General features: G+C 43.0%; 21 protein-coding genes. 10 read left to right on the top strand and 11 right to left on the bottom strand.

Annotation, left to right across the window (positions count from 1 at the left end; translation table 11 throughout):
• The first annotated feature begins 43 nt into the window (after nucleotides 1-43).
• The 6 genes from ACYQ8U_RS19350 (at nucleotide 44) to ACYQ8U_RS19325 (ending at nucleotide 6,896) form a co-directional block, all read left to right on the top strand.
• Complete coding sequence (locus tag ACYQ8U_RS19350; RefSeq protein WP_459947209.1) at nucleotides 44-1,396, top strand: phenylacetate--CoA ligase family protein; 1,353 nt, start codon at nucleotides 44-46, stop codon at nucleotides 1,394-1,396.
• Between the two features lies 1 nt (nucleotide 1,397).
• Nucleotides 1,398-2,294 (top strand): glycosyltransferase family 2 protein, encoded by an 897-nt coding sequence (locus ACYQ8U_RS19345; RefSeq protein ID WP_459947208.1) that lies wholly within the window; start codon nucleotides 1,398-1,400, stop codon nucleotides 2,292-2,294.
• A 22-nt stretch (nucleotides 2,295-2,316) separates the two neighbouring features.
• Nucleotides 2,317-3,429 (top strand): glycosyltransferase, encoded by a 1,113-nt coding sequence (locus tag ACYQ8U_RS19340; RefSeq protein ID WP_459947207.1) that lies wholly within the window; start codon nucleotides 2,317-2,319, stop codon nucleotides 3,427-3,429.
• 241 nt (nucleotides 3,430-3,670) lie between these two features.
• Nucleotides 3,671-5,059: a phenylacetate--CoA ligase family protein gene (locus tag ACYQ8U_RS19335; RefSeq protein ID WP_459947206.1), complete on the top strand. Its 1,389-nt coding sequence runs from the start codon at nucleotides 3,671-3,673 to the stop codon at nucleotides 5,057-5,059.
• Nucleotide 5,060: 1 nt separating this feature from the next.
• Nucleotides 5,061-6,074, top strand: a complete 1,014-nt coding sequence (locus tag ACYQ8U_RS19330) for a glycosyltransferase (RefSeq protein ID WP_459947205.1) — start codon at nucleotides 5,061-5,063, stop codon at nucleotides 6,072-6,074.
• Between the two features lie 9 nt (nucleotides 6,075-6,083).
• Nucleotides 6,084-6,896 (top strand): 7-cyano-7-deazaguanine synthase, encoded by an 813-nt coding sequence (locus ACYQ8U_RS19325; protein ID WP_459947204.1) that lies wholly within the window; start codon nucleotides 6,084-6,086, stop codon nucleotides 6,894-6,896.
• A 625-nt stretch (nucleotides 6,897-7,521) separates the two neighbouring features.
• Here the strand turns inward: ACYQ8U_RS19325 and ACYQ8U_RS19320 are convergent.
• On the bottom strand, nucleotides 7,522-7,785 hold the full coding sequence (locus ACYQ8U_RS19320) for a transposase (protein WP_459947203.1): 264 nt from the start codon (nucleotides 7,783-7,785) through the stop codon (nucleotides 7,522-7,524).
• 361 nt (nucleotides 7,786-8,146) lie between these two features.
• On the opposite strand from ACYQ8U_RS19320, the gene ACYQ8U_RS19315 reads away from it, so the two are divergent.
• Entirely contained in the window at nucleotides 8,147-9,499 is a 1,353-nt protein-coding gene (locus tag ACYQ8U_RS19315) for an O-antigen ligase family protein (RefSeq protein WP_459947202.1), read from the top strand.
• A 31-nt stretch (nucleotides 9,500-9,530) separates the two neighbouring features.
• Here ACYQ8U_RS19315 and ACYQ8U_RS19310 read toward each other — a convergent pair whose 3' ends face one another.
• Nucleotides 9,531-9,788: a transposase gene (locus tag ACYQ8U_RS19310; protein ID WP_459947219.1), complete on the bottom strand. Its 258-nt coding sequence runs from the start codon at nucleotides 9,786-9,788 to the stop codon at nucleotides 9,531-9,533.
• Between the two features lie 26 nt (nucleotides 9,789-9,814).
• On the opposite strand from ACYQ8U_RS19310, the gene ACYQ8U_RS19305 reads away from it, so the two are divergent.
• Entirely contained in the window at nucleotides 9,815-10,507 is a 693-nt protein-coding gene (locus ACYQ8U_RS19305) for an FkbM family methyltransferase (protein WP_459947201.1), read from the top strand.
• Between the two features lie 93 nt (nucleotides 10,508-10,600).
• Here the strand turns inward: ACYQ8U_RS19305 and ACYQ8U_RS19300 are convergent, their stop codons facing one another.
• Together ACYQ8U_RS19300 and ACYQ8U_RS19295 are read right to left on the bottom strand one after the other, a co-directional pair.
• On the bottom strand, nucleotides 10,601-11,023 hold the full coding sequence (locus ACYQ8U_RS19300; protein WP_459947200.1) for an ISAs1 family transposase: 423 nt from the start codon (nucleotides 11,021-11,023) through the stop codon (nucleotides 10,601-10,603).
• Nucleotides 11,024-11,411: 388 nt separating this feature from the next.
• The gene (locus tag ACYQ8U_RS19295; RefSeq protein WP_459947199.1) at nucleotides 11,412-11,666 is read right to left on the bottom strand and encodes a Druantia anti-phage system protein DruA; all 255 of its coding nucleotides are present in this window, start codon (nucleotides 11,664-11,666) and stop codon (nucleotides 11,412-11,414) included.
• A 150-nt stretch (nucleotides 11,667-11,816) separates the two neighbouring features.
• Here ACYQ8U_RS19295 and ACYQ8U_RS19290 point away from each other — a divergent pair, with 150 nt between their 5' ends.
• Nucleotides 11,817-12,350 (top strand): PEP-CTERM sorting domain-containing protein, encoded by a 534-nt coding sequence (locus ACYQ8U_RS19290; protein ID WP_459947198.1) that lies wholly within the window; start codon nucleotides 11,817-11,819, stop codon nucleotides 12,348-12,350.
• Nucleotides 12,351-12,613: 263 nt separating this feature from the next.
• Here ACYQ8U_RS19290 and ACYQ8U_RS19285 read toward each other — a convergent pair whose 3' ends face one another.
• The 7 genes from ACYQ8U_RS19285 to ACYQ8U_RS19255 all read right to left on the bottom strand — a co-directional run bounded on the left by ACYQ8U_RS19285 (nucleotide 12,614) and on the right by ACYQ8U_RS19255 (nucleotide 23,217).
• On the bottom strand, nucleotides 12,614-12,757 hold the full coding sequence (locus ACYQ8U_RS19285) for an ATP-binding protein (protein WP_459947218.1): 144 nt from the start codon (nucleotides 12,755-12,757) through the stop codon (nucleotides 12,614-12,616).
• Between the two features lie 544 nt (nucleotides 12,758-13,301).
• Nucleotides 13,302-14,426, bottom strand: a complete 1,125-nt coding sequence (locus tag ACYQ8U_RS19280) for a hypothetical protein (protein WP_459947197.1) — start codon at nucleotides 14,424-14,426, stop codon at nucleotides 13,302-13,304.
• A 701-nt stretch (nucleotides 14,427-15,127) separates the two neighbouring features.
• The gene (locus ACYQ8U_RS19275) at nucleotides 15,128-16,741 is read right to left on the bottom strand and encodes a PKD domain-containing protein (RefSeq protein WP_459947196.1); all 1,614 of its coding nucleotides are present in this window, start codon (nucleotides 16,739-16,741) and stop codon (nucleotides 15,128-15,130) included.
• A gap of 172 nt (nucleotides 16,742-16,913) precedes the next feature.
• The gene (locus ACYQ8U_RS19270) at nucleotides 16,914-17,342 is read right to left on the bottom strand and encodes a hypothetical protein (RefSeq protein ID WP_459947195.1); all 429 of its coding nucleotides are present in this window, start codon (nucleotides 17,340-17,342) and stop codon (nucleotides 16,914-16,916) included.
• A gap of 9 nt (nucleotides 17,343-17,351) precedes the next feature.
• Nucleotides 17,352-19,634 (bottom strand): PKD domain-containing protein, encoded by a 2,283-nt coding sequence (locus tag ACYQ8U_RS19265; protein ID WP_459947194.1) that lies wholly within the window; start codon nucleotides 19,632-19,634, stop codon nucleotides 17,352-17,354.
• Between the two features lie 1,018 nt (nucleotides 19,635-20,652).
• On the bottom strand, nucleotides 20,653-20,814 hold the full coding sequence (locus tag ACYQ8U_RS19260; protein ID WP_459947193.1) for a hypothetical protein: 162 nt from the start codon (nucleotides 20,812-20,814) through the stop codon (nucleotides 20,653-20,655).
• 726 nt (nucleotides 20,815-21,540) lie between these two features.
• Nucleotides 21,541-23,217, bottom strand: coding sequence for a PKD domain-containing protein (locus tag ACYQ8U_RS19255; protein WP_459947192.1), 1,677 nt, complete (start codon nucleotides 23,215-23,217; stop codon nucleotides 21,541-21,543).
• A 777-nt stretch (nucleotides 23,218-23,994) separates the two neighbouring features.
• Between ACYQ8U_RS19255 and ACYQ8U_RS19250 the strand changes: the two genes are divergently transcribed.
• A complete protein-coding gene (locus tag ACYQ8U_RS19250) occupies nucleotides 23,995-25,569 on the top strand; it encodes a GumC family protein (RefSeq protein ID WP_459947191.1) in 1,575 nt (524 codons plus the stop codon).
• Nucleotides 25,570-25,572: the final 3 nt, after the last annotated feature.

Below are 25,572 nucleotides of genomic sequence, written 5' to 3'. Positions count from 1 at the left end.
AGATAACTGATCATTTTGGAAATAGAGTAAAAAAGGGGGCAGGGTGATTCGTAACTTCATTAGAAAAGCAGTTTCTGAGCCTATCTATTATCGAAAAAACAAGAGCCCCAGGCTTTCTTACTGGAAAGAACTGGAGAAAACTCAATATTTATCCTTGCGTGAATTGCAGGATATTCAATGGCAACGGTTACAAAAGCTCTACGCCTTTCTTTGGGAGAAAAACACCTTCTATCGTTCTCGTTTCCAGAATGCTGGGTTGAGCCCCGGTTCATTAACCACACCAGCCGATATCGCAAAAATCCCAATTCTGACCAAAAAAGAGATTCGAGAAAATTGTGACTCGATGATCTCCGCAGGCTATCAGAAGGAATCACTTCTTCATTTTAAGACCGGTGGTTCAACCGGTAAAGCTCTGGATATTTATCTCACGGAAGAGTGCAGTGAATTACGCAACGCCTGTGCCCGTCGCTCGGATCGCTGGACTGGCTGGGAACCGGGAGAACCTATTGGTGCTGCTTGGGGAAACCCCAAATTGCCTGTGACGTTAAAAGAGAAAATATTTCAGAATTTTCTTCAGCCATACATTTATCTGGACACGATGGCTGTTTCTCCTGATTCGGTACAAAAGTTCGCGCGCACTTGGGAGAAGGTGCAACCCACCCTGCTGTATGGCCATGCCCATTCTATTTTTATTTTAGCCCAATACGTACGGCAGATTGGTTGCAGTCAAATTAAACCGAAAGGGATATTATCCACCTCTATGATGTTGCTCCCTCACGAAAGAAAATTGATAGAAGAAGTGTTTTCATGCAGAGTCACTGACCGTTATGGTTGTGAAGAAGTGAGTTTAATTGGCTGTGAGTGTGAAAAACATAATGGTATGCATATGAACATCGAGCATCTTGTGATAGAATTCATCAAGGATGACGGGACAACTGCCCAACCAGGTGAAAATGGCAATATTGTTGTCACGGATCTCATGAATTTTGCCATGCCGTTTATTCGATATAAAATAGAAGATGTTGGCGTGCCGATGGATACAATGTGCTCCTGTGGTCGTGGATTGCCGTTAATGGGGAGAGTAACCGGCCGGGTGGCTGATTTTCTTATCAATAAAAAAGGGGAGAGAGTTGCGGGAATTTCTTTGATCGAAAACACGTTGACTGATATGGCCGGAATAGACCAGATGCAGATTATCCAGAATTCTCTTGATGATATGATCTTGAATATCGTGCCGGGCAGGGATTTCAACGATTCTGTTCAGGCAGCGCTGGTCCAATATTTCATGGTAATATTCCCGGATACATCAGTTACTCTGAACAAAGTGGATAAAATTTTGCCGGAACCCTCCGGTAAGTATCGTTTTTCAATCTGCCGGATTCCCGATGTGAACTGATATGAAACCCCAAGTCAGTATTGTTGTTACCTGTTACAATTATGGTCAGTTTGTAACGAAGTGTCTTGCCTCTATTCAAAATCAAACCTTTCCAGACTTTGAAGTTATAGTTGTAGATGATGGTTCAACAGATAATTCTGTGGAACAGATTCAGCCTTTTTTGCTGGATGATCGGTTTCGTTGTATAACCCAGACAAATGGGGGACAAGCCAATGCGAAAAACAGGGGCATCAAGGAATCCACGGCAGAGTTGATTGCCTTCTTGGATGCTGATGACCAATGGGCATCGGAGAAACTTGAAAGACAAATTCCCTTATTTGCACGTCAGGAAACTGGTGTTGTATACAGCAGGGCTTCTCATATTAATAAAGAAGGTAGGTCATTGCCCCAGCCGCCCCTTGGAAAATATTTAGAGCCACGCAGGGGCAAAGTCACACAATATCTCATTTATGATAATTTCATCCCTTTTTCTTCTGCAATTGTTCATAGAAAGTGTTTTGATGCTTTTGGTATGTTTGATGAATCACTTGCTATGGGCATAGATTGGGATCTATGGCTTCGTATTTCAACAAAGTATCAATTTGATTTTTGTGATGCTTTTTTTCTGCTCTACCGTGTAGGGCATAGCGGACAGATGTCCAAAAATCTACTGGAGCGGGTTCGCTGTGCAGATAGGATCATTGCAAAGTTTGCAAGAAATTTTCCTGGTGTTCTGTCAAGTAGAATTATGAAAGATGCGGACTACTATTCCTGTTGTTCGCGTGGGTATGTTCTGCGACAATATGGGTTCCGTTGTTGTTTGAAAAATTATTGGAAGGCAATTTCTTTGTTTCCATTCAAAAAGAAAGCATATATCGGTCTATTGAAAGTGCCGGTAAGAGCCCTTTTGGGTAGGTAACAGGAAGGTTAAATATATTTTTATGCGTATCCTGCATATCATAGATAGTGGCGGTATGTACGGCGCTGAAGTGATGCTACTGAATCTTGTAGAAGAACAAATTCGGCAAGGTTTGTTGCCAGTCATTGCCAGTATTGGTGCTCATCATCCAGGAGAAAAGCCTCTTGAGGTCGAGGCCCGCAAACGAGATTTCCCAATTGAAATCTTTCGAATGCGGCCCGGACCAAACTTTTCTGGGGCCTTTAAAATACTCAACTACGCCAAAGCTATAGACTGTACTTTACTCCATTCCCATGGGTATAAAGGGAATATTCTTTTTGGATGTATTCCTAAAAAAATTCGTGGCCTACCTTTAATCACCACCCTCCATGGTTGGACATCAACTGGTACTACTTTGTCACGTATGCGTCTCTATGAAACGATTGATTCGTGGACTTTATCCAAAATGGATGCCGTGGTTCTTGTTAATAAAGGCATGCTGACACACTCAAGAGTGGCAGAAACTAAGAACGTCAAATTTCACGTGGTCAATAATGGAATCAGCGTCGAGGAACCTGATGCGCATCCATGCGCTGAACTAAGGTTAGAGCCAAAAGGAGGTGTGAATATTGTTGCGGTAGGTCGTCTTTCTCCAGAAAAAGGTTTTGATGTACTTTTGAGAGCCTTGGCTCGTGTTGTTGAGCTGGGAAACGATGTCTCTCTTGTTCTATTTGGTGAAGGGAGAGAGCGCCGTAAGCTTGAAGAACTGATTTCACAGTTAGGTTTGCACCGGAGAGTTAAACTACCTGGATATAAGAGAAATGTAGATGCAACTTTCTCTTGTTTTGATCTCCTGGTCATGCCTTCATTGACTGAAGGTTTGCCTATTACCCTGCTGGAAGCCATGCGGGCAAAATTGCCAGTAATTGCCTCTAGAGTTGGTGGCATTCCAAATGTAATAAAGGATGGTGTTAGTGGTTTACTGGTGGAGCCTGCAAATGTCGAAGAATTGGCAGAAGCGATTAAGGATCTTGCTGATTCGCATTCCAAACGGAAGAAGTTGGCTGGAAAAGCGAATTTGGTGTTTTCGCAAACATACAGTGCAGAGATTATGGCGAAATCTTATCGACAGATATATGCTAAAATTTTAGAGTGAAACTATTGATCGTATATTTATAAGCATATATTTAGGATGGCTGGGGCTATAGTGATTTACAGGAAACTAGTATACTTAGATTATTCACAATAGCAACTTAACTAACAGAATGGTAGAGCAACATTGGTCTTGCACTTTTATGCTGTCTGCTTCGCATTTTGGGCACTTTGTTGAAATTGCTGTTGAATAATGATTGTAGATCTGATCATTTTGTCTCTCAATTTATTGTATCCATAACGAAATGAACAAGATATTTGAATACATTTATTTTTCCAGTCCTGCATTTTTGCAGTCCTGTGGTGTGTCATTGTATGGATTGCACTTGAAGCGCCAGAGATATGGAAAGGTGTCCTCTCAATTCCTGGACGATTTAATTGCAAATGAGCGATTAGGGCTAAATGAAATATCGAAAATTCAGGAAAATCTTTTTAAGAGCTTGGTCAGTCACGCTTTTCTTGAAGTTCCTTTTTACCAACAACTAAGTAAAGAGACAGGGTTGGTCGCACAAGATATAAAGAGTGTTGATGATATCCAGGATTTACCGATAATTAGTAAAGATATGATACGAGAGAACCCTTCTCTGTTTTGTGCGGAGAGTTATCTGAAAAGGAAAGGTGGCTTTTGGCTCTCTACAAGTGGTACTTCAGGAAAACCTTTACGTGTTTTTTGTGATAAAAAATCGAGACAACGCCATTATGCTTTCTGGTCACGATTTCGGCGGTGGTGTGATTTGGATGAGTCCCATGTAAGGGCGACTTTTTTTGGAAGAGTAATTATGCGTCCGGAAAGGGAAAAACCACCGTTCTGGCGATATGATGTTTTTGGAAAGAATTATTTATTCTCTTCACATCATATGACTGATTCCAACTTAATTCATTATTATAATAAGTTGGTTGAGGTTAACCCTTCTGAATTGATAGGCTACCCAAGCAGTTTGTATTTGTTGGCAAAGTATTGCATGAAAAACAAACTTACAGATATTCACCCAAAGGCAGTTATAACGACTGCTGAAACTCTTCTCTTGCAACAGCGAGAATTAATCGAAGACGTTTTTGGGCGCCCGGTGTTTGATCAATACGGGTGTGCGGAGATGGCTTTGTTTGTATCGCAGTGTGAACATGGTGAATATCATTTGCATCCGGAACATGGATTTCTCGAAGTACTCAATAGGGAAGGTGAGCAAGTTGTCCCAGGTGAAGAGGGTCGAGCTGTCTGTACAAATTTTGTGAATATGGCAATGCCATTAATACGATATGATCTGGGGGATTTGGTGGTTATGTCAGATAAAAATTGTCACTGTAGGCGACAATTTCCCGTTATTCAGCAAATAGTTGGCCGTTTTGATGATATTTTGATCGCCCCTGATGGTCGTCCTCTGGGGCGTCTTACCCCTGCATTTAAAGACTTGCCAGGTGTATACGAATCTCAAATTATCCAAAAAGACATACACTCCCTTGAAATAAAGATGGTAACAGATATTTTATTCACAGAGAGCGTCATGCAGGAACTCATCTATCAACTTCGAAAACGAGTTGGGAAAGATATGAATTTGAAAATAAAAATCGTTGATAATATTCCAAAAGATAAAAATGGGAAATTCAGGACCGTTATATCTGCGGTAAAAATTTAACATGATGAATAACAACGAAAATATTGTGTGGATAACTTGGGAACCACATCGAAGAACTTCTGTTCTTGCAAAAGAATTGGGCGCCCGTTTGTGTATTATAAATGAGTCGTCACTTTTATGTAAAATAAGGTTTATTCGATATTTAATATTATCAATAAGGACTGTAGGATATCTTTTTAAAAAAAGGCCGAGAGTTTTAATTGTACAAAACCCATCAATTATTCTTGCCTTTGTTGCCTGCATTTTCAGAGGCTGTTTTAAGTATATTTTGATTGTTGACCGCCATTCAAATTTTAAGTTACAAAACACTGCAGGGTTGTTAATGTATTTTTTTCACTTTCTTAGTAAATTTACGGTAAAAATTGCAGATATTACAATAGTTACAAACCATTATTTGGCAGAGATTGTAAATAAATGGGGTGGGAAAGCTTTTGTATTGCCAGATAAAATACCTGAATTGTCGCTTGCCAATCCTATACAATTAGATGGTCAAACAAATGTAGTTTATGTTTGCTCATTCAGTAAAGATGAACCGGTTGAAGAAGTGATAGACGCTTTTGGAAGAATGGAAGATGTGTTTCTTTACATTACGGGCAGTTATAATAGCTTACTAGGAAGGAATATAAAAAAATCATGTAATTTTAGTAATATAAAATTTTCGGGATTTCTTGACGAACGCAGTTATCAAAGCCTTATGATTTCGGCCGACTTAGTTTTGGTTTTAACTAAGCAGGAACATACGCTTACTTGTGGGGCATATGAGTCAATAGCACTATCTAAACCCATGGTGCTTTCAAACACAAATACTATCAGGGGTTATTTCTCAAAAGGGGCAGTATACTGTGATCCTAATCCTGTTACTATTACTGCCGCTATTAGACAAGCTCTAAACACTGTTGAAAAGTTGCAAGAGGAAGTCAACCAATTAAAAGAGGAATTGAATATGCAATGGGAAAAGGATTTTCTTCGCTTCGTAAATGAGATTTCACGAATAAGTGGCAGAGCATTTTTTTAAGGAGTTATTGTGAAAGGATTACCCGAAGACAAAGAGAGTATTAATCTGTTATGGACTGGAGGCTGGGATTCAACCTTCCAGCTGTTGCAATTGCTCGTAATTTTTAAGAGTTGTGTTGTCCCATACTATCTTATAGATGTGGGCCGTTGTTCAACTGCCCTTGAAATACTGACAATCAAACGTATTAAGGATCGTATTTTAAAAGAATATCCATATGCGCGTGAACTTCTTAAGCCTACGCAGTATTTTGCAGTGGCGGATGTTGCATCTGATTTTGAGATAGCAGAAGCTTATCAATCTATTCTCAAGGAGAAACATATAGGTAGTCAATATGATTGGCTTGCTCGATTTTGTAAAGAGAAACATATATCAGACATGCAACTGTGCATTCATCCCCGTAGTCGTGACAAAGAGCACTTCAATATCGAGTCGATTCTATCTGAGAGAACTTGTGGCTCTCAATCTGTTTTCCATGTTGACCCTAAATTTGAAATGATGAATGAATACAAACTATTTCGCTATTTTTCGTTTCCGATTCTAAAGCTCACGAAGAAACAGATGTCTGTTATGGCAAATGAGCAAGGTTGGAAAGAGATAATGGCGATGACATGGTTTTGCTACAATCCAACTCGCAATATAGAACCCTGTGGAAGATGCAACCCGTGTATCCAGGTTATTGAAGATGGGCTTGGATGGCGAATCCCATTAAAAAGTCGCATATTTTCTTTCTTTTATAAACCACTCGTCAGGCCTTTAAAACCAGGGGTGAAGTTAGTACTCAATAAAATTGGAATGCTAAAATATTTCTCAAGAAGTGGTTAGAGGCTACTTATTTGAAATTTGAAATAGATAAGATTAGTTCTACTTTGGGAATCAATAAATGTTGATTTTTCTTCAGGATATTGTATGGATAAGCCTAAAGGATTTTCAATCTAGGGCAGTTCGAATACCCATTACAGCGGCCAAAACAAATTAAATTCACACAAGGAAGATTCCCATGCCAGACTCCACCACTTGCTGGCGGGCCTGGCCCGCCAGTTTTTGTCCTTATACGGAAGGTATCATAAGTATTTTCAAAGACATACAGTAAATTTATCAGACAAGGCATTCCAATACCTGAAGGGCCTGTTCCAGGCGGATAAAAAGAACATGGAACTAATGGAAGAGAGAGTTACCGAGACCGTATCAATGCGGGTTGATAGATGGGCCAGGAAGCAGGCCCCTGGTGCCTGGAAGCGCATCGCCATTCGGGATGGCTCAAAGGGAAAGATCTTTGTTGATATTTTGCACAGAATTATTTGGCTTTGGGACGACAAGTGTTACGTTGCAATACCCCAGGCTTTTACCGTTGCATATACCGTGGCATGGCGAGTCTGGATACATTAGGAATACGATTGTTCCTTTCCGATCGCAGTCCTATAGCGAGAATAATTGGAAGGGCTTTTTGTCATCTCAAATGTTTCCTGGTACCTTGAAATATTGTTCCAGCAACAACGGATGTTTTATGCTTACAGATAGAACATCGGAAGAGCCCAGTTTTCATAGGCCATGCCTTGCATCCACTACAGATTGGGCAAACAAAGCCATGAGGCCAACGAAGTTTTTGCAAATACTCAAGACAAGCTTGTTCTGTTGTGAACCACTCGTCGAATTCCTGCAAGGTTTTCGGATAGTCAATTCCGGCAATTGGATGGGAACCAAAATTATTCATACCTCATTATAGCATTAGGCCAGTGAAGTGGATACCCCCTTTATAGAAAACAACAAGAAGACGGGCTGCTGTATCAAGTGTCGTGAGCCCCAAAGTAGAATTAGGCGCTTTAACATGATGTGGGTGGGAACTATGCTATTGTAGTTTTATAATTGGGAGGATACAATCTTTCTTGCCAGTTAACAAAAGCGGTAAAGAGACCAGTCGAATTTCAATTTTTTTGCAACTTAGCTTCTTCGTCATCAAAGTTTAAATGGCAAATTGAAACTTTGTTAGATCCTGGCCAATTATAACTTTGGAGAAGTGGCACACATATACCTTCGAAACAGTAAACATGTATACAGAACCAGAGAAAGTGTCGATGCTCGAAAACGTATTTCCTATTCAGAATGAACCCTCTGAATATCCCTCAACCAATAAACTATTTTTATTGTTGTTCTGTGGATACGTTATTTATTGGTATCTTCAAGGGGGAATCAGATTTCATGAATTAGGAAAAATTCGTTTTGAGTTTCTTTACGCTGGATTTCTCTCTGTTATAGCGTTAGTGACGTCAAGGATTAATAAAAAAGAAACGTGCCCACTGCTTCCATATATCTGTTTGTTTTTTTTGATATTGATTATTCAGATACCTTTTTCGTATGATTTCGAGACATCCTGGAATACTTTTATTGACAGAGTGGTGAAGTTTTCATTCATGGCTTTTTTTATTACCTCTTTTGTTCAATCTCCTCGTGATTTAAGGTATTTTTTAGGTGCTTTCTTACTTGCCTGTTTTAAGATGGGGCAAGAAGGTTTGATTGGTAATCTTTCAGGTAGTATGGTGTGGCAAAATCAAGGCGTGATGCGCTTACATGGGTCAACACCCATTTATTTTCATCCTAATTCATTTGCTGGAATGGCACTGGGCACAATTCCTTTTGTAATTACATTATGGCCGATAGCGTCAAAAGCAGTAAAGGCTTTCCTTTTTGTGTTGGCTCTTTTTGCAATGAATATAATTATATTTACTGGATCTAGAACTGGTTATGTCGGATTCATAATTCTATTGTTTTTTATCGTATTTCACTCCCGTGGTAAAAGTAAAACTTTTTTAGTAATGATCATGGTAGTCGGTTTACTAATCTTTTTTGCACCAAAAGGATACCAGGAACGTTTTGCCTCAATATATACTGGGCAAGACAAAGAAGGGAACTCAACAGGAGCTCGAAAAAGGATAATAAAAGATGCTTGGGAGATATTTTTAGGCCATCCGTTAGGAGTCGGTATTGGTGCGTTTCCTGCGATACGGAAAGATGTCTATGGTCTATCCCAGGACACGCATAATTTATACCTCGAAGTCGCAACTAACCTTGGTATTCAAGGGGTTGTGGTGTTTACACTTCTACTTATTAAGACTTTTAGATTACTAAAAGAATTACAGATAAGTTTTTTCAGTCAAAGGGAAAAAATTTTAGACTATATTAAGAAAGAGAAAATTCCAGACTGCTCAATTCAGAAAATTGAGCAGCATCTCAGAGACATCCGTTTAATGGAGTCAGTGTGTAGGGCTGTCTATCTGTTTATTATTGTGCGCCTTTCACTTGGTCTTTTTGGAATGGATCTTTATGAAATTTATTGGTGGTTTGCTTTTGGCATTGTGATCTCTATTTGGCAGATGGAGATAATTTCGAGGAAAATAACTGATGAATTTATTTTGAAGGAACAAACTTGAGTAGTTAATTTTTGTAAATATAAAAAAGGGTTCATCCGAATAAAGCATACTTTGTCTCATGAAGCCCAAGGATTTTCAGTTTGAAGAAATCCATTTCTCGAAATCCATATGCTTGTTTTTGCAAAGTCTTTATTTTGTTATTCGTGCCCTCAAGTGGACCGGTTGATATAGGAAAATCGAAATAGGCAAGGACTCCATCGCGATGTACTTCAAGCGTTTCAGAAAATGTCAGGAGCATTTTGACACCGGAGATTTTAGCACGAGCTTCCCAGTCATTAAGATGTCGGATAGAGTATACTAGATAAGGATATATGAATGACTATTATAAAGCGATGTATAGCAATGATGCCGATTGAGCTGCAAAACGAGTTAAAACGGCTTTACTACAGAAGACAAATCAATAATGGTACCTTTATTACACTCGAACCGGAATTCCATGAACTTAAAAAGATAGTTAATGTAAATGATTGGGTTATAGATATTGGTGCAAACATAGGACATTATACAAATAAATTATCTGAATTAGTCGGACCAAAAGGTCGTGTTATTGCTTTTGAGCCAATTCCAACCACGTTCAAACACCTAACGGAAAATACGTTGTATAGTAAACATAAGAATATTACTCTTATTAACGCAGCCGTTTCTGATAAAACAGTAATTGTTGGTATGTCAATACCTAACTTTGCATCAGGATTGAAAAATTACTATCAGTCAACTATTACATCAGAAGCAAATGAGACCGATACTTTTGTTTTAACATTTTCGATTGATAGTTTGCAATTAAGCCATAATATTAGTCTAATTAAGATAGATGCGGAAGGCCACGAACCTGCTGTTTTCAGGGGATTGCTAGGGCTCTTGGAACGAGATCGGCCAGTACTTATTGTAGAGACTGTTACAAATGCGATCCGAGAACAACTGTTCCGACTTGATTACAGAGAAGAAAGATATAACAACTCGCCTAATATAGTTTTTTTACCAAATACTCTTAGCGAGTTTCCCTCCTGAAACCTCCGATTTTGGAGAACGCCGAAAGTGGAATTGGAAATTCAAAACTAATTATGCTGTGGCGATATGGTATGCCAGCAGGGTAAATTTATGCTACCCATGAACCGCAGCGGAACTGTGATTATCGCCAGTAATTTTCAAATAATCTAAAACCGAGCGAGGAGAAAAACTGAGTTGCCTCATTTTTTGAGTTACGTTGGATACGCCCTTGCTTTTGAGGAGGCCGATAGCAAATCTCCGTAGCCGGGTGATGTTTTCCGGACCGTAACCTTTGGAGATTCTACAGCGATCCTCATCGAAATTCCAGTCAAGGATGTAGTGACAGCTGTTTTCAATGCTCCAGTGCTGCCGGTTGTCTCTGAGGATCTGTTCGGCGGTTGCCATCTGGGGAGTTTTACTGGTGATTCCGTACGCGACAGCCCGTGTATTTTTACCTTTTATCCGGTAAGTTACTCGTTCAATTTTGAATGCTTGGGCGACATGGGGGAATTTCAAATAAGGGGGTATCCACGTCACTGGCCTATTAATAAATAATCTAAAACCGAGCGAGGAGAAAAACTGAGTTGCCTCATTTTTTGAGTTACATTAGATACGCCCTTGCTTTTGAGGAGGCCGATAGCAAATCTCCTTAGTCGGGTGATGTTTTCCGGACCGTAACCTTTCGAGATTCTACAGCGATCCTCATCGAAGTTCCAGTCAAGGATGTAGTGACAGCTGTTTTCAATGCTCCATAGCTGACGGTTGTCTCTGAGGATCTGTTCGGCGGTTGCCATCTGGGGAGTTTTACTGGTGATTCCATACGCGACAACCCGTGTATTTTTACCTTTTATCCGGTAAGTTACTCGTTCAATCTTGAAGGCTTGGGCGACATGGGGAAATTTCAGAGATGTATTGAGTTCGGTGGTTACCCAGATTGCAGCCGATCATACTGCAGACGATGCCCCCAGCCGATCCAGCAATCACGAGCACCGCACTTCAGAGCTGCCGCGGAAAAGCTTAGGAGGCCAAGCCATTTGTTGTTGCAGATGACAATATACCAGATCGTATTGCCGATTTTCGGCAAAGCTCCAAGATAATGATGCTGTCGCATCAATTCTTGGAATCTGGGTTCTTCTGAAGGTTCTACCGGACGGACGACAACCTGGGATAAGTTCAACATGGTCCTCTCTCATATGATACAATTTCGGGGATTGTAGCTGACTTGAGAAAGGTTGTCCAGATTTAATCGTAAGTAGTTTGAATTTTATTAAGAAGTGGATGTAAATTCACCCTGGCATTCGTCCTGTTATCTATTACAATATCTCAGGCAATGTCCTGGAAAACGTTTTCGTTTTCCGGATATATCACCCAAGAATCTGATATAAACGACCCAATATTCCCAAAAATTGGAGATACGTTTGTTGGTCAATTATCGTACATATACGACCCAATGCTGGGACACGTTTTGGGCGAGCCCGAGATTTATGAGCCACAAAATTCCTACTATTTCCTTTTTCATGATTTTTCAATAATGGGGTCGGCTGACTGGACGTTTGGTTATGAACCTTCGGGTGGGAATATGACTTTCATCGGCATCGGAGACACGGCTTTCTTCGGCGGTGGACAAAACACTTTTAGCGTAGAAGACATATGGGTTACTATCCGAAAAACGGAAGGACGTCTTCTTGTTGTTCCAATATATAATGGCATTAGTAGAGAGACGATAATTGGGACCATGGATAATGTAAGCTACTCCTCTATCCCTATGGTCTCGCAGCCTGTACCAGAGCCCGCAACAATGCTCCTATTCGGTGCAGGTTTAGTAGGCGTTGTTGTTTCCAGCTTCAGAAGTAAAAAGAAATAATTATGCTTTTAGCAGAATTGGTAATAGGAAAAGGTAAACCGTTCACCAAGATTTTGACCATCATAGTGTTACGTTGCGATTCATTTGCTTGAATGTTCCTTGTTGCCGACGGCGTGAAAATGCAAAAAAAGTGGTTGCAAAATGCTGTTTTATGGCGTGGTGTATTCTGCCGCACCGGATGTTTTTTCTCGGTGCGGCATTTAGTTTTCTCAGGAAGTTTATACCTCAACCTGCTCTTTCATGCGGTAGCTTTTGCCTGGCCTCTAACGACGGTGTCGGCGCGATGAAGAACCCTGTTTAAGACTAGCAGACGTAAGTGTCGCGTCATAGTTAAAAATTTCCGGCCAGTTTTTGTATGCTCTGTTTGAGGTAATGACGAAAGATCCTTTTTCATATCGGCGGCAGATGTTACGTTGTAAGCGCTGACACGAATATCTGATTCTGTTGCAACCAAAATGCCTCGTTGCATTTAGATTGGCAAGGCGGGTTTCTGGTTCACTGCCTGAGCGAAGGTATGATATTTTTTTCTAACTAGCCATTTTTGACTAATTTGAGATGACAAAAAGCCGTTCCAATTATTCTCGCTATAGGGGTGCGCTCGGAACGGAACAGTCGTATTTCTAATGTATCCAGACTCGCCATGCCACGGAATATGCAACGGTAAAAGCCTAGGGTATTGCAACGTAACAGCAGATGCCCTGGAAAAGTAGACACGGGCCATGCTTGTCAATGGGCAGCCGATTTTGTCGAGTTATGTGGATTTTACCTCCGCCAAATACGAGGAGCTCCAACCCACAAATAATAACCAGGTATCCATGATATCAGAAGTGGTCCCACTTCTTGTTGCCTTGTCTTTGCTCTGACCAATAGTGCCTCGTTTTTCATCTATCCTTTTTCTAAAGTTATTGCAATTTAAGCATATTCCACATCTCAGCGGGTAAATGAAGTGCCTCAATTTTGATAGGACATTCTTAAAATATATGGTTTGGCAGCAAGTGCATCAGTGGGAGTAAAAACAACTTTTTGTCCTGCACTTACCTCTCCACTTTCGTTAATTACAAAAATGTATGCTTCCGCATTGTTAATAAAAGAGCCTTGGTTTACGGTCAACGTGATGGAGGAAGGAGACCATGCGGAAGGAATTTGAATTTCACAATGGGCTCTTTCTGACCATAGGGCAGCATCGCATATTTCCACGCGAGCCTGGGTTGTATCAATATAAATTTCATCCCACCACCGCTTTGCTTCTGTTTTTACTCCATCGACTGCACACGCATCGTTAGAATAATAATGACCAAAATATACTTGACCAATAGAGCGTACCGGACACCCAACCGTTTGATCCCGTGTTATTGTGTGAAATCTTTCCTGGTTATCAATATTCAACCAACGAAAGGCCGCCTCAGTATCGATATAAGAATCAATGCGGTGCCATAAATTATCACGACCTAAGAATTTTTCTGGATAACCAGGCCAGTAAGTTTCTCTTGATCCAGTTGTCGGACAACCATAGTCTATAGCTCCAGCCATACTTCCGGTATTTGAACAAGTAGTATTTGTCATGCCAATACGGTGAACCCATTCCGAGCTATCTCCGCCATAGTCGTAATATAGATTTAGAAACTTTACATTTCTGGCTAGTGGGCCGATTTGCTGGAACCTCCAGTACCCGTGCATGTAAAGACGATTAGAATTCATAGTGGAAGGTAGGTTGAGACCTATAACCTGGTTATAACGGCCATTTGTGAACTGTTGTAAAGCACTCTTCGCACCAAGAGTTCGCTGATAAGTATTGTCATATATGACACCAACTGCTGTATACAACCCCCCTGAAGTTTCGGCGTTTGGGACTTGGGTACCTAGTGTGCCTCCTTCGAAATCAATGTATCTCAACGGTGCCGCAGGAATTTTCTTTCCAAAATTGGCTCCGGCTATGCTCGTAGTTTGTTTGTGTGAAATTGACAACACAGAAGAACTATTAATACTAGGCGGAGTAGCAAAACAAACCCCACCTACCGAGAAAGAGTATATTGATAAAGCTATGATTGTGGCTACATGTTTTCTATTTATGTACATGTCTAATCTTCCCTTTAATTTTAGAGTGTATTGTCGATTATTTCAAAAAAGGCAATTTTCGGTGGTTTGCCATCATTATTACTCCAATTATAACCTTAATCCTGCGCTTACAGATGCCTAACGGAACTGTGTTTGAATACGGTCCTGGGACTCAAATACTAAAGTGACCAACACCCAACATTCGATCAGTTCACTCTACTCTCCCTACCCTCCTCATCTCTGCCTAGTCATTATCTAAGTCTCATGTAAACTGGCGTTCAATTATTTTAGGTTAGCAAAACCATTTCCTTTTAATGTATCTGTTAACCCACAACTCTCTTTGCTGATGTTAAGACATTTTAGCATGTTGCCATGTTTTACAGAGATAAATCCTATGCTTTGTCACAATTTCAGATTGGAAACTACTGAAGGCGCCGCCATTGCCATAGCAGGATATAGAGATACTACAATTATAGAAACTAATAGCTTTTGTACGTTGTGCCATTTCATAAGAAACTCCATATAAAACTCCGGTTGATGAAAATACTATTCATTTTGCCCAACACCGTCAAAAAACAAATTTGATATGTGTTGGTATATCAATCCAAAATTTCTCTCCTTATGTGTGAGATATCTGGATTTTGCCTCAAGTGAGATTGCTAATCAAATCAGGGGCCTAGTTTTATGGTGATAACTGAACCAGTAATCTTAAAACTATGTTACTATTCAGCCGAACCGATTACAAGGTAGCCTACTTCTTCCACTTTATGATAGATCTCGGCATCCTTTGATTGTTCTTCCTCAATTTTTACCTTAATTGCCGACTGGGACATGTTTTGCGTACGTACTGCCGCAGGGTCGCTACCGTTGTACGTTTGCATTCCAGCGATAAAGAACGGCATATCAGAGAACGTAGTGTTAAAGGTGAGGGTGGACCAGGTCTGAGTAATGCTTTTGGTGCCGGCTTCGTATTGCAGGCCGGGGAGTGTTCCCTCGCCGGGTTCCCAGGCGATATAGCCAATGGTTTCAGTGCCGTGGGAAAAAGCAGTCGTTTCCTGTTCCTGCAATTTGTATTCGAAGGAAAGCTGGTTGATATTCCCGACTCTGCCGGTAACTGCTTTGATATCGTTGTTAGATATTACCTGGGTCAGGATGATCGGGGTGAGATTATACGATTGTTGCAGGGAAATGTTCTTGAATTGGTTGGAACCGGTAAAATTTCCTGCCTCAATTTTGGTACCGTCATTTAGACTATAGGTACCTTTTTCCATCACTATATAGCTGAAAATTTCAGGGGTATGGGCGCCATCCAGATAGTCCCATTCCTGCAGACGGATTTCAAAACCCATCCTATCGATGTTGCGGACACGTACCAGAACCGGATGGCTTCCGATAGAAGTGGGAGGACCGGCAACGACGACTGGTTCGTTGAAAGTGTTTTCAAAAAGCACTCTGGTCCATTCGTGATCGATGCTCACTTCTCCCAATTCAAAATCAGGGAGGGGGCTGCTGCTGTCAGTGGCGTTTTCTACGTTAGGTGGAGAAACAACAATGGGGGTGCTGATTGAATTGGTTAAGCCCTTGCTGTCTTTGACAGTGAGCTGGGTATAATACGTCCCGGCTTTCGTGAAGACGTGGGATGCAGTTTTACCCGTAGCCACGGAGCCGTCACCGAATGTCCAGGTATAACTGACAAAAGGTGCATTGGGTGTTTGCGAAGAGGAACCATCGAAGTTCACTGTCAGGGGTGCAGTACCTGTGGCAGTTGAGGAAGACAGAATCGCGATCGGTTCTGTAACCACGGTATAGGTGAGTGCGTCTGGAAGAAGGGACGTCTCACCCCCTTTTGCATCGACAGCAGAAATGGTAAATTTGTGCTGAGTGCTGGATACTTCGGATTCATAGGCTAGCTGACGGGTAGAAAAGTCCGAAGTTTCATAAATAAGAACTCCGTTGTCGTAGAGACGAAAACCTCCTGCATTTTTGGCACTGTCTATATAATTCCAATTGAAATGAATGCTTTGGGTTGGGGGTATGGCAAATTCGAACGGAGCCGATCGAGGACTTTCAGTCTCATTGGAATAATAGGCTGCGAGGGTAAAACCGTGAGTGTCTTCTTCCAGGAGAAGAGCGCAGTTCATCTTGAAAACGTTTGGCTCATTTGTTTCACAGACCTGTTTGCCTTCTTTGTAAAGCCGGTAACCGAGAACCTGTTTCACCGGATCGTCCGGGGCCTTAAAGGCAAATTCGATTTCTAGATTACGCATCTGGGCACCGAGTGAAACAGTAGGGAGGACAATTAATATCAGTAAAAGCGACAGTATATTATTTTTCATTGTATTGATTGATTGTTCCTGTAATTGTGCACCACTAGGGTGAATGAGAGTGAAATCTCCCACCTGTGGGTGCTACAAACATTTTCTGGTTATTCTTCAACATCACTCTTTGATGGTCGAAGTACTTTTTTATCCAAAAGAACGCAGGAAAAATCATTCAAGGTAAAGCATATTAGGTTGCGTATAATTCTGTAAGCCGAATTGGTCTCGACATTTTACACATCGGTGATTCCTTGATTTCATTAATTGTGTTGTCATAGAATTCCTTTGTAATAATGGGCTGTTTTATGTGAATACACTCATCGCCCGTAAGCAGGAAGCATGCCAACAAATTAGTAAACGGTTTAATAACGGAACTTTGGTTCATTAAAAAAATCCGGACTCTAACATTTTTCATCTTGTTTAAAGAGTGCGCAAGAAATGCACTCCGGGTTGCAAAATATTCACTAGGAGGCTGTGCCGGTGTGCCACTATTCACTCTCTTTATACATACCAGCTGGTCATTGTTATCGTTGTTATCATTGTTATATTCGCTGCAACCGCTGATACTATTTTCCCGGCTGCTGTCAAACTCCCAGGAGAAAGTGGCAAGGCGAGTCAATACCTCCTCCTAGTTTCCGGTACTTATGGACAGATAGCCTACAACTTCTGAGGTGTGTCCAACCTCGGTATCCAGTGATTGTTCTTCTTCAATCATTACCTGGACCGCTGTCCCAGACATCTTTTGTATTCTAACTGCTGCCGTATCGCTACCTGCGTAGGTTTGCATTCCGGCAATAAACAGCGGCAGGTCGGCAAATCCAGTCTGGAACGTGAGGTTATACCAATTGCTGCTAACGCTTCTGGTTGTATTCCTGGCCTCGTAAAGCAAACCGGAGATTTGTCCTATGCCAGGTTCCCAGGCAAGGTAGCCGACAGTTTCCGTGGTGTGGGTGGCATGTGTTGCTTCCTGCTCCTGTAGCCTGAAGTCGAATGAAGTTTGACTGACGGTGCTGATTCTGCCGGTCACTGCATCGGCTTCATTTTCCGTCATGACCTGAGTCAGGATGACAGGAGTGATGCTGAATGGCTGCTGCAGGGAAACCTGGTTGAAAGCAGTGGAACCGGTGAAGCTGCCGGCTTCTATTTTGCTTCCGTTGTCCAGGGTATGGATACCCTTATCGATGACAATGTAATTGATAGTTTCCTGGACATGGTTGCCATCCAGGTAATCCCATTCCTGCAGGCGGATTTCAAAACCAACTGTGTTGATGTTGCGGATCCTCACTGTAGAAGGATGATTTCCGTTAAATGTAGGCGGACCGGCAATGACGACAGGGTCAGTGAATGTGTTATCGAAAAGCACCTTGACCCATTCATGATCGATGCTCACTTCACCCACTTCGAGTTTTATGCTCTCTGCAGTAGGAACGTTTATCGCATCTTTTTGGGAACTTATGGACAGATAGCCTACAACTTCTGAGGTGTGTCCAACCTCGGTATCCAGTGATTGTTCTTCCTCAATCATTACCTGGACCGCTGTCCCAGAGATGTTTTGTATTCTAACTGCTGCCGTATCGCCACCTGCGTAGGTTTGCATTCCGGCAATAAACAGCGGCAGGTCGGCAAATCCAGTCTGGAACGTGAGGTTATACCAATTGCTATTAACGCTTCTGGTTGTATTCCTGGCCTCGTAAAGCAAACCGGAGATTTCGCCTTTGCCAGGTTCCCAGGCAAGGTAGCCGACAGTTTCCGTGGTGTGGGTGTCATGTGTTGCTTCCTGCTCCTGTAGCCTGAAGTCGAATGAGGTTTGACTGACGGTGCTGATTCTGCCGGTCACTGCATCGGCTTCATTTTCCGTCATGACCTGAGTCAGGATGACAGGAGTGATGCTGAATGGCTGCTGCAGGGAAACCTGTTTGAAAGTAGTGGAGCCGGTGAAGCTGCCGGCTTCTATTTTGCTTCCGTTGTCCAGGGTATGGATACCCTTATCGATGACAATGTAATTGATAGTTTCCTGGACATGGTTGCCATCCAGGTAATCCCACTCCTGCAGGCGGATTTCAAAACCAACTGTGTTGATGTTGCGGATCCTCACTGTAGAAGGATGATTTCCGTTAAATGTAGGCGGACCGGCAATGACCACAGGGTCGGTGAATGTGTTATCGAAAAGCACCTTGACCCATTCATGATCGATGCTCACTTCACCCACTTCGAGTTTTATGCCATCTGCAGCAGGAACGTTCTCATCAGGAGACACGGTTACTGTTCCATCCTCCTCGGGTGGGATGGTTGAATTATCGGCAGTGGGTGTTTCATTTGATTCAGTAGATTCAGCTACGATAACAGGTGTCTCTACCTTATCGGTTAGCCCCACCTTGTCTGTGACGGTGAGTGCAGTATAATACGTTCCAACCTCTGTAAAGGTATGGGTTACCGTTTGGCCTGTGGCGTGAGATCCGTCCCCGAATGTCCAGCTGTAACTCATTATCGGTGGATTGGCGGTTGTGGAGGCTGAGCCGTCAAAGGTTACGGTAATTGGAAGGTCCCCGACGGATGCTGAGGAGGAGACAACCGCAGTTGGGGGCGTTGGCGGGATGGTGGATGAGCTGATGGTAAATGGAAATACCGGTGATTGTGGGCTTTCGGTACCATCAGAGTAACAGGCCGAAAGGGTGAAGCTGAAGGTGCCCTGTTCTGTGGGGATATCGCAGTTTATTCTAGTTACATCCGGCTGAAAAGTCGCACAGACCTCGGCGCCCTCTTTGTAGAGTTTGTAACCTGAGAGTTGTTTTTCAGTATAATCCGGTAAGGGAAATGCAAACTCTATTTCAAGAGTTGTCATCTCAGAAGCGGATGAAATGGTAGGAGAGATCAATAGGAGCAATAGAAAAAACAGTAAATTATTTTTCATTGTATTGATTGGCTATACCAGTAGTTGAAAATTAATGATTGAAACCCCAACACTCAAAGTGGTTTTGTTTTATCGCCTATCGATTTATTGTTAATTGATGGAGAAAATTTTTAGATTGATACTTTGTCCTGACCATATAACGCCTCTTTATTAGAAAGATTAAATTACTTTTTTAAGGAGTGTCTTTTGTTTGGTCACAATATATTTCCCGAATGCTGTGGCTCTATTTACTACAAGTAGTTGCTGTTGTAATATTTCCTGTAAAGCACAAAGCGTACCTATCTGGAGTTTGATTGAAAATATTATTAGCTCTTAGTATAAATAGTGTAATTACAAATAGTTAATTTTAGGCGATAGGCGTTTTTTGGGTCCAAACTGCATCAAATTTAAACAGCATGTAAATCACAAAATAGTAATCCGCCTATCTGAATTACGGTATTGTAGGTTGGGTTTCATGGGTATTTGCCGGCCTTGTGCAACTATTCTGCGGCAATAAGGAATTCCATTGGAGAGGGTTTTGGCAGGTGATCTTTTATTTTCAATATTGCCATCAGGAAATAGTCAAAATAAAAGTTGGTGGCTTGTAATAAATGTCCAGAGTTGTGATTAAAGTAAGGACTGTGAGGATGGACAAATGGGATGGAGAAATGGGTTGGAAAATTCTGTTTGAATGGATCGTTGGAATAAGTACAAGAGGATTAAACCTAACAAAAGATGCATGGGCTTCGACAGCCAGTCCTCCGTAAGCGTTTACCGGAGGCATGAACTCAAAGATCTAAAGAACGAACCTTGTTTGTGGTATTACTGGGTTTCGGATCAGGTCCAGATGGACCTCAGGAGTTAAGGACTGACTGATGATGGTCGGGTCGAACATTCCGAACGTTGAAAACTGCATCACTGCGGTGGATAAACATGCACTTACAGCTGTAGCGTGTCATTCCGGTTTCGCGGAACGTCATTCCGGGCTTGATCCGGAATCCATTCTCAAAAACCAGAGATTCCCGCCTTAGGCAAAGCATCAACTGGTCACCGTTTTAAAAACTCCAGCAACCCCAATCAGACCAGTTCCGAAAAACATCATGATCATTGGTTCCGGCATTGGTGCCGTCATAAAAACTCCTGTTAGCAGCACAGCTGCCGAAATTGCAATCAGTACAACGTTTATCAATTTTTTACTCATTTTTCTTTTCCTCTTTATGGGTTACTCTTTTTTAGCTCTAAATTGCATAAAAAAAAGCTCTGAAAACAAATAGATATGTTTATCATAACTAGATAAGTATATTTATACCTGAGCACATTTCGTGCCAGAGATACGTTTTTTTCTTCAAATCAACGATGGACTGTGAGGAATAATGCAATTTCACCATGATGTATCCATATTAAAATACCGAATAAATTGAATATCTTAGATATGTTGTCAGATCGATATCTTAAGATAAGAAAAATAGTGCAGCATCAGGAGATACTAATGGGGATGGATGTTGTTGAGTTGCAAAAGAAGGTGCGTATCAGGTAAGATTCTGTGATTATTGCTAAATTATCTCTTGTGTGTTGGCGGTTGTCATTTCCGGCTAAATAAATCGTCGGTGAAAATATTTCCGAATGTCGGAAAGCAGTCCGGATAGGCGGAATTCATCGGTTTTACCAACAGCCCTTCTTTCCGGATATCAAGTTTAAAGCAGTACATCCACAAAAGTGATGTAGGACCGCAAGCGCATTTGTATTCTCCAGTCAGGAGCGATGTCAGGTGATGAAGAGCAAAACAAGGACAGATAGAGATATGTTATATCTTCGAGACAAGTTGCCGACGGCAACTTGTCTCGAAGATTATGAAGCTATGCTGCCGTGGAATATCACGCCGCAGCAGGTAGCCCTTACCAGGGCTTCTTGAGGTCGGAACCGCAGCCTACTCTGCAGCCGCAGTTTTCGAGCCGATGACCAGATAGCCGACAACCTCGGTTGTGTGCTCAATTTCAGCGTCTTTTGACTGTTCTTCTTCGATCTTTATCTGGGTTGCGGCCTGCGACATATTATTGCTGCGCACTGCTGCAGTTTCACTACTGTCGTAGGTTTGCATGCCGGCGATAAAGTGCGGCAGAGCCGGGAATTCCGTATCGAAGGTGAGATCTGTCCAGTCATGGGTGACACTATCGGCGGTGTTACCGGCTTCATACAGCATGTTGCCGATCTCCCCGGTGCCGGGTTCCCAGGCGATATAGCCGACGGTTTCATCACCATGCGCTGTCCTGTTTGCTTCCTGGGTCTGCAGCATATAATCAAACGAGGTTGGGCCGATCTTGCGGATTCTGCCGGTAACCGCAACCTGGTCATTGTACGTCATTACCTGGGTGAGGATGACCGGGGTGAGGTTATAGGTCTGCTGCAGGCTGACCTTGTTGAATCTACTTATACCGGTGAAACTCCCGGCTTCAATTTTGGCACCGTTGGCCAGCGTGTACAAGCCTTTTTCCATAACGATATAGCTGAAGGTTTCCGGGGCATGGCCGGCGTCGTCCTTCTGATAATCCCATTCCTGCAGGCGGATATCAAAACCTTCCTTGTCGACCTTGCTGATGCGCACCAGCACAGGGTTGGTATCACCGGAGGAAGGCGGGCCGGCAACGATGATCGGCTGGATGAAATTTTTGTTTTCAAAGTCTACCCGGACCGAGGTATGGCCGATGAGCACTTCGCCGACTTCGATATTGAAATTAACAGTCGAAGGGGTACAGGCAATTTGGCTGGTGGCTGTCGCCGTCTCCCCTTTATCATCGGTAACTGTAAGAACTACGGTATAGGTCCCCTCGGCGGTATAGGTATGCTCTACCTTAGGCCCAAAACCGGTTGCGTCGTCGCCGAAGTTCCAGCTGTACTGGGTGATAGAGCCGTCGGTATCAGAGGATTTCGATCCGTCAAAGGTGATGGTTACCGGTGCGTCGCCCCCCGGCAGGTTCGATGATATGACGGCGGTGGGTTTTTCGTTTGGTGCGACGGTGCTGGTGATGATAATGGGAGTTTTGATACTGTTGGTGAGCCCTTTGAAGTCTTCCACGGTGAGCGTGGTTTCATATGTCCCGGCCGTGGTGAAGGAATGCGAGGTCGTCTCCCCGGTGGCCTGGTCGCCGTCGCCAAAGGTCCAGCTGTAATTTACTATCGGCGGGTTCGGTGTCGTCGAGGACGAACCGTCGAAGTTAACCACCAGCGGCGCTTCGCCCACTGCTGTTGACGACGATAACACCGCAGTGGGCGGCTCGAGAACAACTGTGGTTTCTGGCGCGCTGATGGTAAACGGGAAGGGCTCCGACGCCTGACTTTCTGTGTCATTCACGAAATACGCTTTCAGGCTGAAGTCGAAGGTGCCGTATTCGGTGAGAAAATCACAGGTTATCAGGGATGCCTTGGCATCGATTGTTTCACACACCTGCACGCCATTTTTTAAAAGCCGGTAGCCAAGATGTTGATCGGCCAGCTCTGCCGGGGGGGTGAAGGCCAACTCGACCTCCAGTCTATGGAGTACTTCGGCAGTTGAAAAGGAGGGGGTAAGCAGGGTCACGAGGAGGAGGAAAAGCAGTTTGTTTTTCATTTTTATTTGTTGGCTTGAATACTTTTGCGCGTTGTGAAAATGATTTTTTCCTCCCCCCCGGATGGATAGATCATTTGCTCTTCGCGGGTTAATGTTGCCTTTACCTGATGTTCAAAATGTTTTTATTCAGTAGATGCAGAGTTTGCTGAAACCAGGTGGGCAGTAGCAAGGTGCATGCCACAACCCGGGACAAATATTCACAGGTCATTGCAGGGAGATGGAAGACATTGGTTAATTTTCTTTTGTTCATGTCGTCTCTCGTGTGCAATACATGCGCTTCCGGTTAGCAAATTTTTCACTCTTGCAGTCGGTGAAATACCTGTGATGTGCACAGCACGATCTGTGCCATGTATGATTTTGCCGGCAGTTCTTGAGTGAAAATATGTTTAATAACAGTGTATTATGTTTTTTCTTTCAGCTGTTGGCAGCTGCGTAGAGAGGCAATTCCATGGCGAATGAGTTACGATACGGTAATCCACATGGTAGGTCATCTTTCAAAAAAGAGAGAAGGGGCACGATAGGTCACCGATCGATTACACATCTAATTGACCGGCCACTGTTGACTAACAGAAATCTTTCTGGCATGATTTCCACTAGTGTGATCTGTCAACAGGGCTCTCGGCGCAAATAGCTGGCAGTCTTGTTGGCGGCTTATTTTTTCGGATAGACCTGTCCTGCCAACTTCTTGGAAAAAATCAACAATTCCATCAACACAGCTGGTTGATTTTCTCAGCGGATACCAGGTGGGGGACGGAAAACATGGAGTTACATTCGTAGATGGAAACAGAAGAACCCCAAGGATTAGACATAAAACGACTTATTGACGTTGTGCTCGGGAGAAAGGCCCTGATTGTCAGCTGTATCCTCAGCGCCCTGACTATAGGGCTGGCTGTATATCTGCTGCTACCCAAATTGTATCAAGGCACCGCCTTGCTCACTTACCAGCAAAGCAAGATTAATCCCGCGCAGATGTCCCCTGACGAACAAACCGACATAAAAGATATTGTGTCGACCTTGGCGCAGATTGTCACGAGCAGGACCAACCTGGAAAAGATTATTAACGCTGAAGGGCTCTATAAGGAAGAGAGAGAACGTCTGCCGATGGAGGATGTCGTTGCCGTCATGCAGGAAAACATCAGTATCACGCCGTCGAAAACTGGTGATACCTTTGTTGTTGCCTTTGAGGCGACAAATCCTGAAAAGGTTGGGCGAGTGACAAACACCTTAGCCGCCGGCTTTATCGAAGAAAACCTGAAATATCGTGAAGAGAAGGCGACGGAAACCTCTGCCTACACCCAGGGCGAGCTCGAAATGGCCAAGGCTATCCTTGACAAAAAAGAAGTCGTCATGCGGGACTACAAGTTAAAATACTATAATGAGATGCCGGAGCAGCAGGCCGCCAATATGGCGAGATTGGCTGATCTGCAGCTCCAGTATCAGGGGCGACAGGAGTCCATACAGGATCTGGAGCGGACCCGTGTGCTGATACGGGATCAGCTGGCGGTTCGCAAACAGCTGTTGGCAGGCGCAAACCTGGGTATTGCCGACGCGCGGCTTGATAATAAGCAGGCGCCGATCGAAACCGATCAGATGAAACTCGCCCGGCTGCAGAACGAGCTGCAAGGTTTACAAGGAAGGTACACCGAACTGCATCCACGCATCAAAAGCCTGAAAAAGACAATTGCCCAGCTCGAGCAGACTATTGCCCAGGGAGGGTCTTCAGCCGGAGCAGGGGACGCTGTACCCGGCGAAACATTTGACACTACACTGTTTGACCTGCAGACGGAGATCAAAGGCATCGGGCTGAACATCGAAAAGATCAACAAAGAAAAAGAAAATATCCAAACCCTTATACGCCAGTATGAGCAGTGGATAGCGGCGACTCCGGTGCGGGAAGCCGAGTGGTCGGCCTTGACAAGGGAATACAGTGAACTAAAACGGCATTATGATTTCCTCGTATCCCAGAATCTGCAGGCAGGATCGGCGCTGAACCTGGAACGAAAACAGAAGGGAAGTCAATTTAAAATTGTCGATTCCGCCCGGACACCAATAAAACCGGTGAAGCCGAACTTTCTGAAAATGATGGCCATTGCCCTTATGCTCGGTTGCGGCCTGGGAGGCGGGGCGGCGATAGGACTAAACATGCTGGATAGTTCCTTCAGAGATCCAACGAAGCTGGCACAAACTTTTGGCCTGGAAGTTATCTGTTCCGTACCACACTTGCCCTTACAAGCCGAGGTCTCCAGAAAGCGTATTTGGGCTCTGGTGGGGACGCTGTTCTTTTTTGTCTGGGGATCGGCGATTGTTGTCGGCTTGGTTTATTTCTATCAGCAGGGTCAAATTGTTATATGATCA

The organism is Desulfocastanea catecholica, from assembly GCF_054657295.1.
This window is presented reverse-complemented; position numbering and strand designations above follow the sequence as displayed.

Bases quoted from the DNA above. Each gene is read 5' to 3' on its own strand.
- ACYQ8U_RS19255 (WP_459947192.1), bottom strand. From the start codon at position 23,217: ATGAAAAACAAACTGCTTTTCCTCCTCCTCGTGACCCTGCTTACCCCC.
- ACYQ8U_RS19265 (WP_459947194.1), bottom strand. From the start codon at position 19,634: ATGAAAAATAATTTACTGTTTTTTCTATTGCTCCTATTGATCTCTCCT.
- ACYQ8U_RS19305 (WP_459947201.1), top strand. From the start codon at position 9,815: ATGACTATTATAAAGCGATGTATAGCAATGATGCCGATTGAGCTGCAA.
- ACYQ8U_RS19315 (WP_459947202.1), top strand. From the start codon at position 8,147: ATGCTCGAAAACGTATTTCCTATTCAGAATGAACCCTCTGAATATCCC.
- ACYQ8U_RS19295 (WP_459947199.1), bottom strand. From the start codon at position 11,666: ATGTTGAACTTATCCCAGGTTGTCGTCCGTCCGGTAGAACCTTCAGAA.
- ACYQ8U_RS19260 (WP_459947193.1), bottom strand. From the start codon at position 20,814: ATGAGTAAAAAATTGATAAACGTTGTACTGATTGCAATTTCGGCAGCT.
- ACYQ8U_RS19275 (WP_459947196.1), bottom strand. From the start codon at position 16,741: ATGAAAAATAATATACTGTCGCTTTTACTGATATTAATTGTCCTCCCT.
- ACYQ8U_RS19250 (WP_459947191.1), top strand. From the start codon at position 23,995: ATGGAAACAGAAGAACCCCAAGGATTAGACATAAAACGACTTATTGAC.
- ACYQ8U_RS19335 (WP_459947206.1), top strand. From the start codon at position 3,671: ATGAACAAGATATTTGAATACATTTATTTTTCCAGTCCTGCATTTTTG.
- ACYQ8U_RS19345 (WP_459947208.1), top strand. From the start codon at position 1,398: ATGAAACCCCAAGTCAGTATTGTTGTTACCTGTTACAATTATGGTCAG.
- ACYQ8U_RS19320 (WP_459947203.1), bottom strand. From the start codon at position 7,785: ATGAATAATTTTGGTTCCCATCCAATTGCCGGAATTGACTATCCGAAA.
- ACYQ8U_RS19290 (WP_459947198.1), top strand. From the start codon at position 11,817: ATGTCCTGGAAAACGTTTTCGTTTTCCGGATATATCACCCAAGAATCT.
- ACYQ8U_RS19330 (WP_459947205.1), top strand. From the start codon at position 5,061: ATGATGAATAACAACGAAAATATTGTGTGGATAACTTGGGAACCACAT.
- ACYQ8U_RS19340 (WP_459947207.1), top strand. From the start codon at position 2,317: ATGCGTATCCTGCATATCATAGATAGTGGCGGTATGTACGGCGCTGAA.
- ACYQ8U_RS19280 (WP_459947197.1), bottom strand. From the start codon at position 14,426: ATGTACATAAATAGAAAACATGTAGCCACAATCATAGCTTTATCAATA.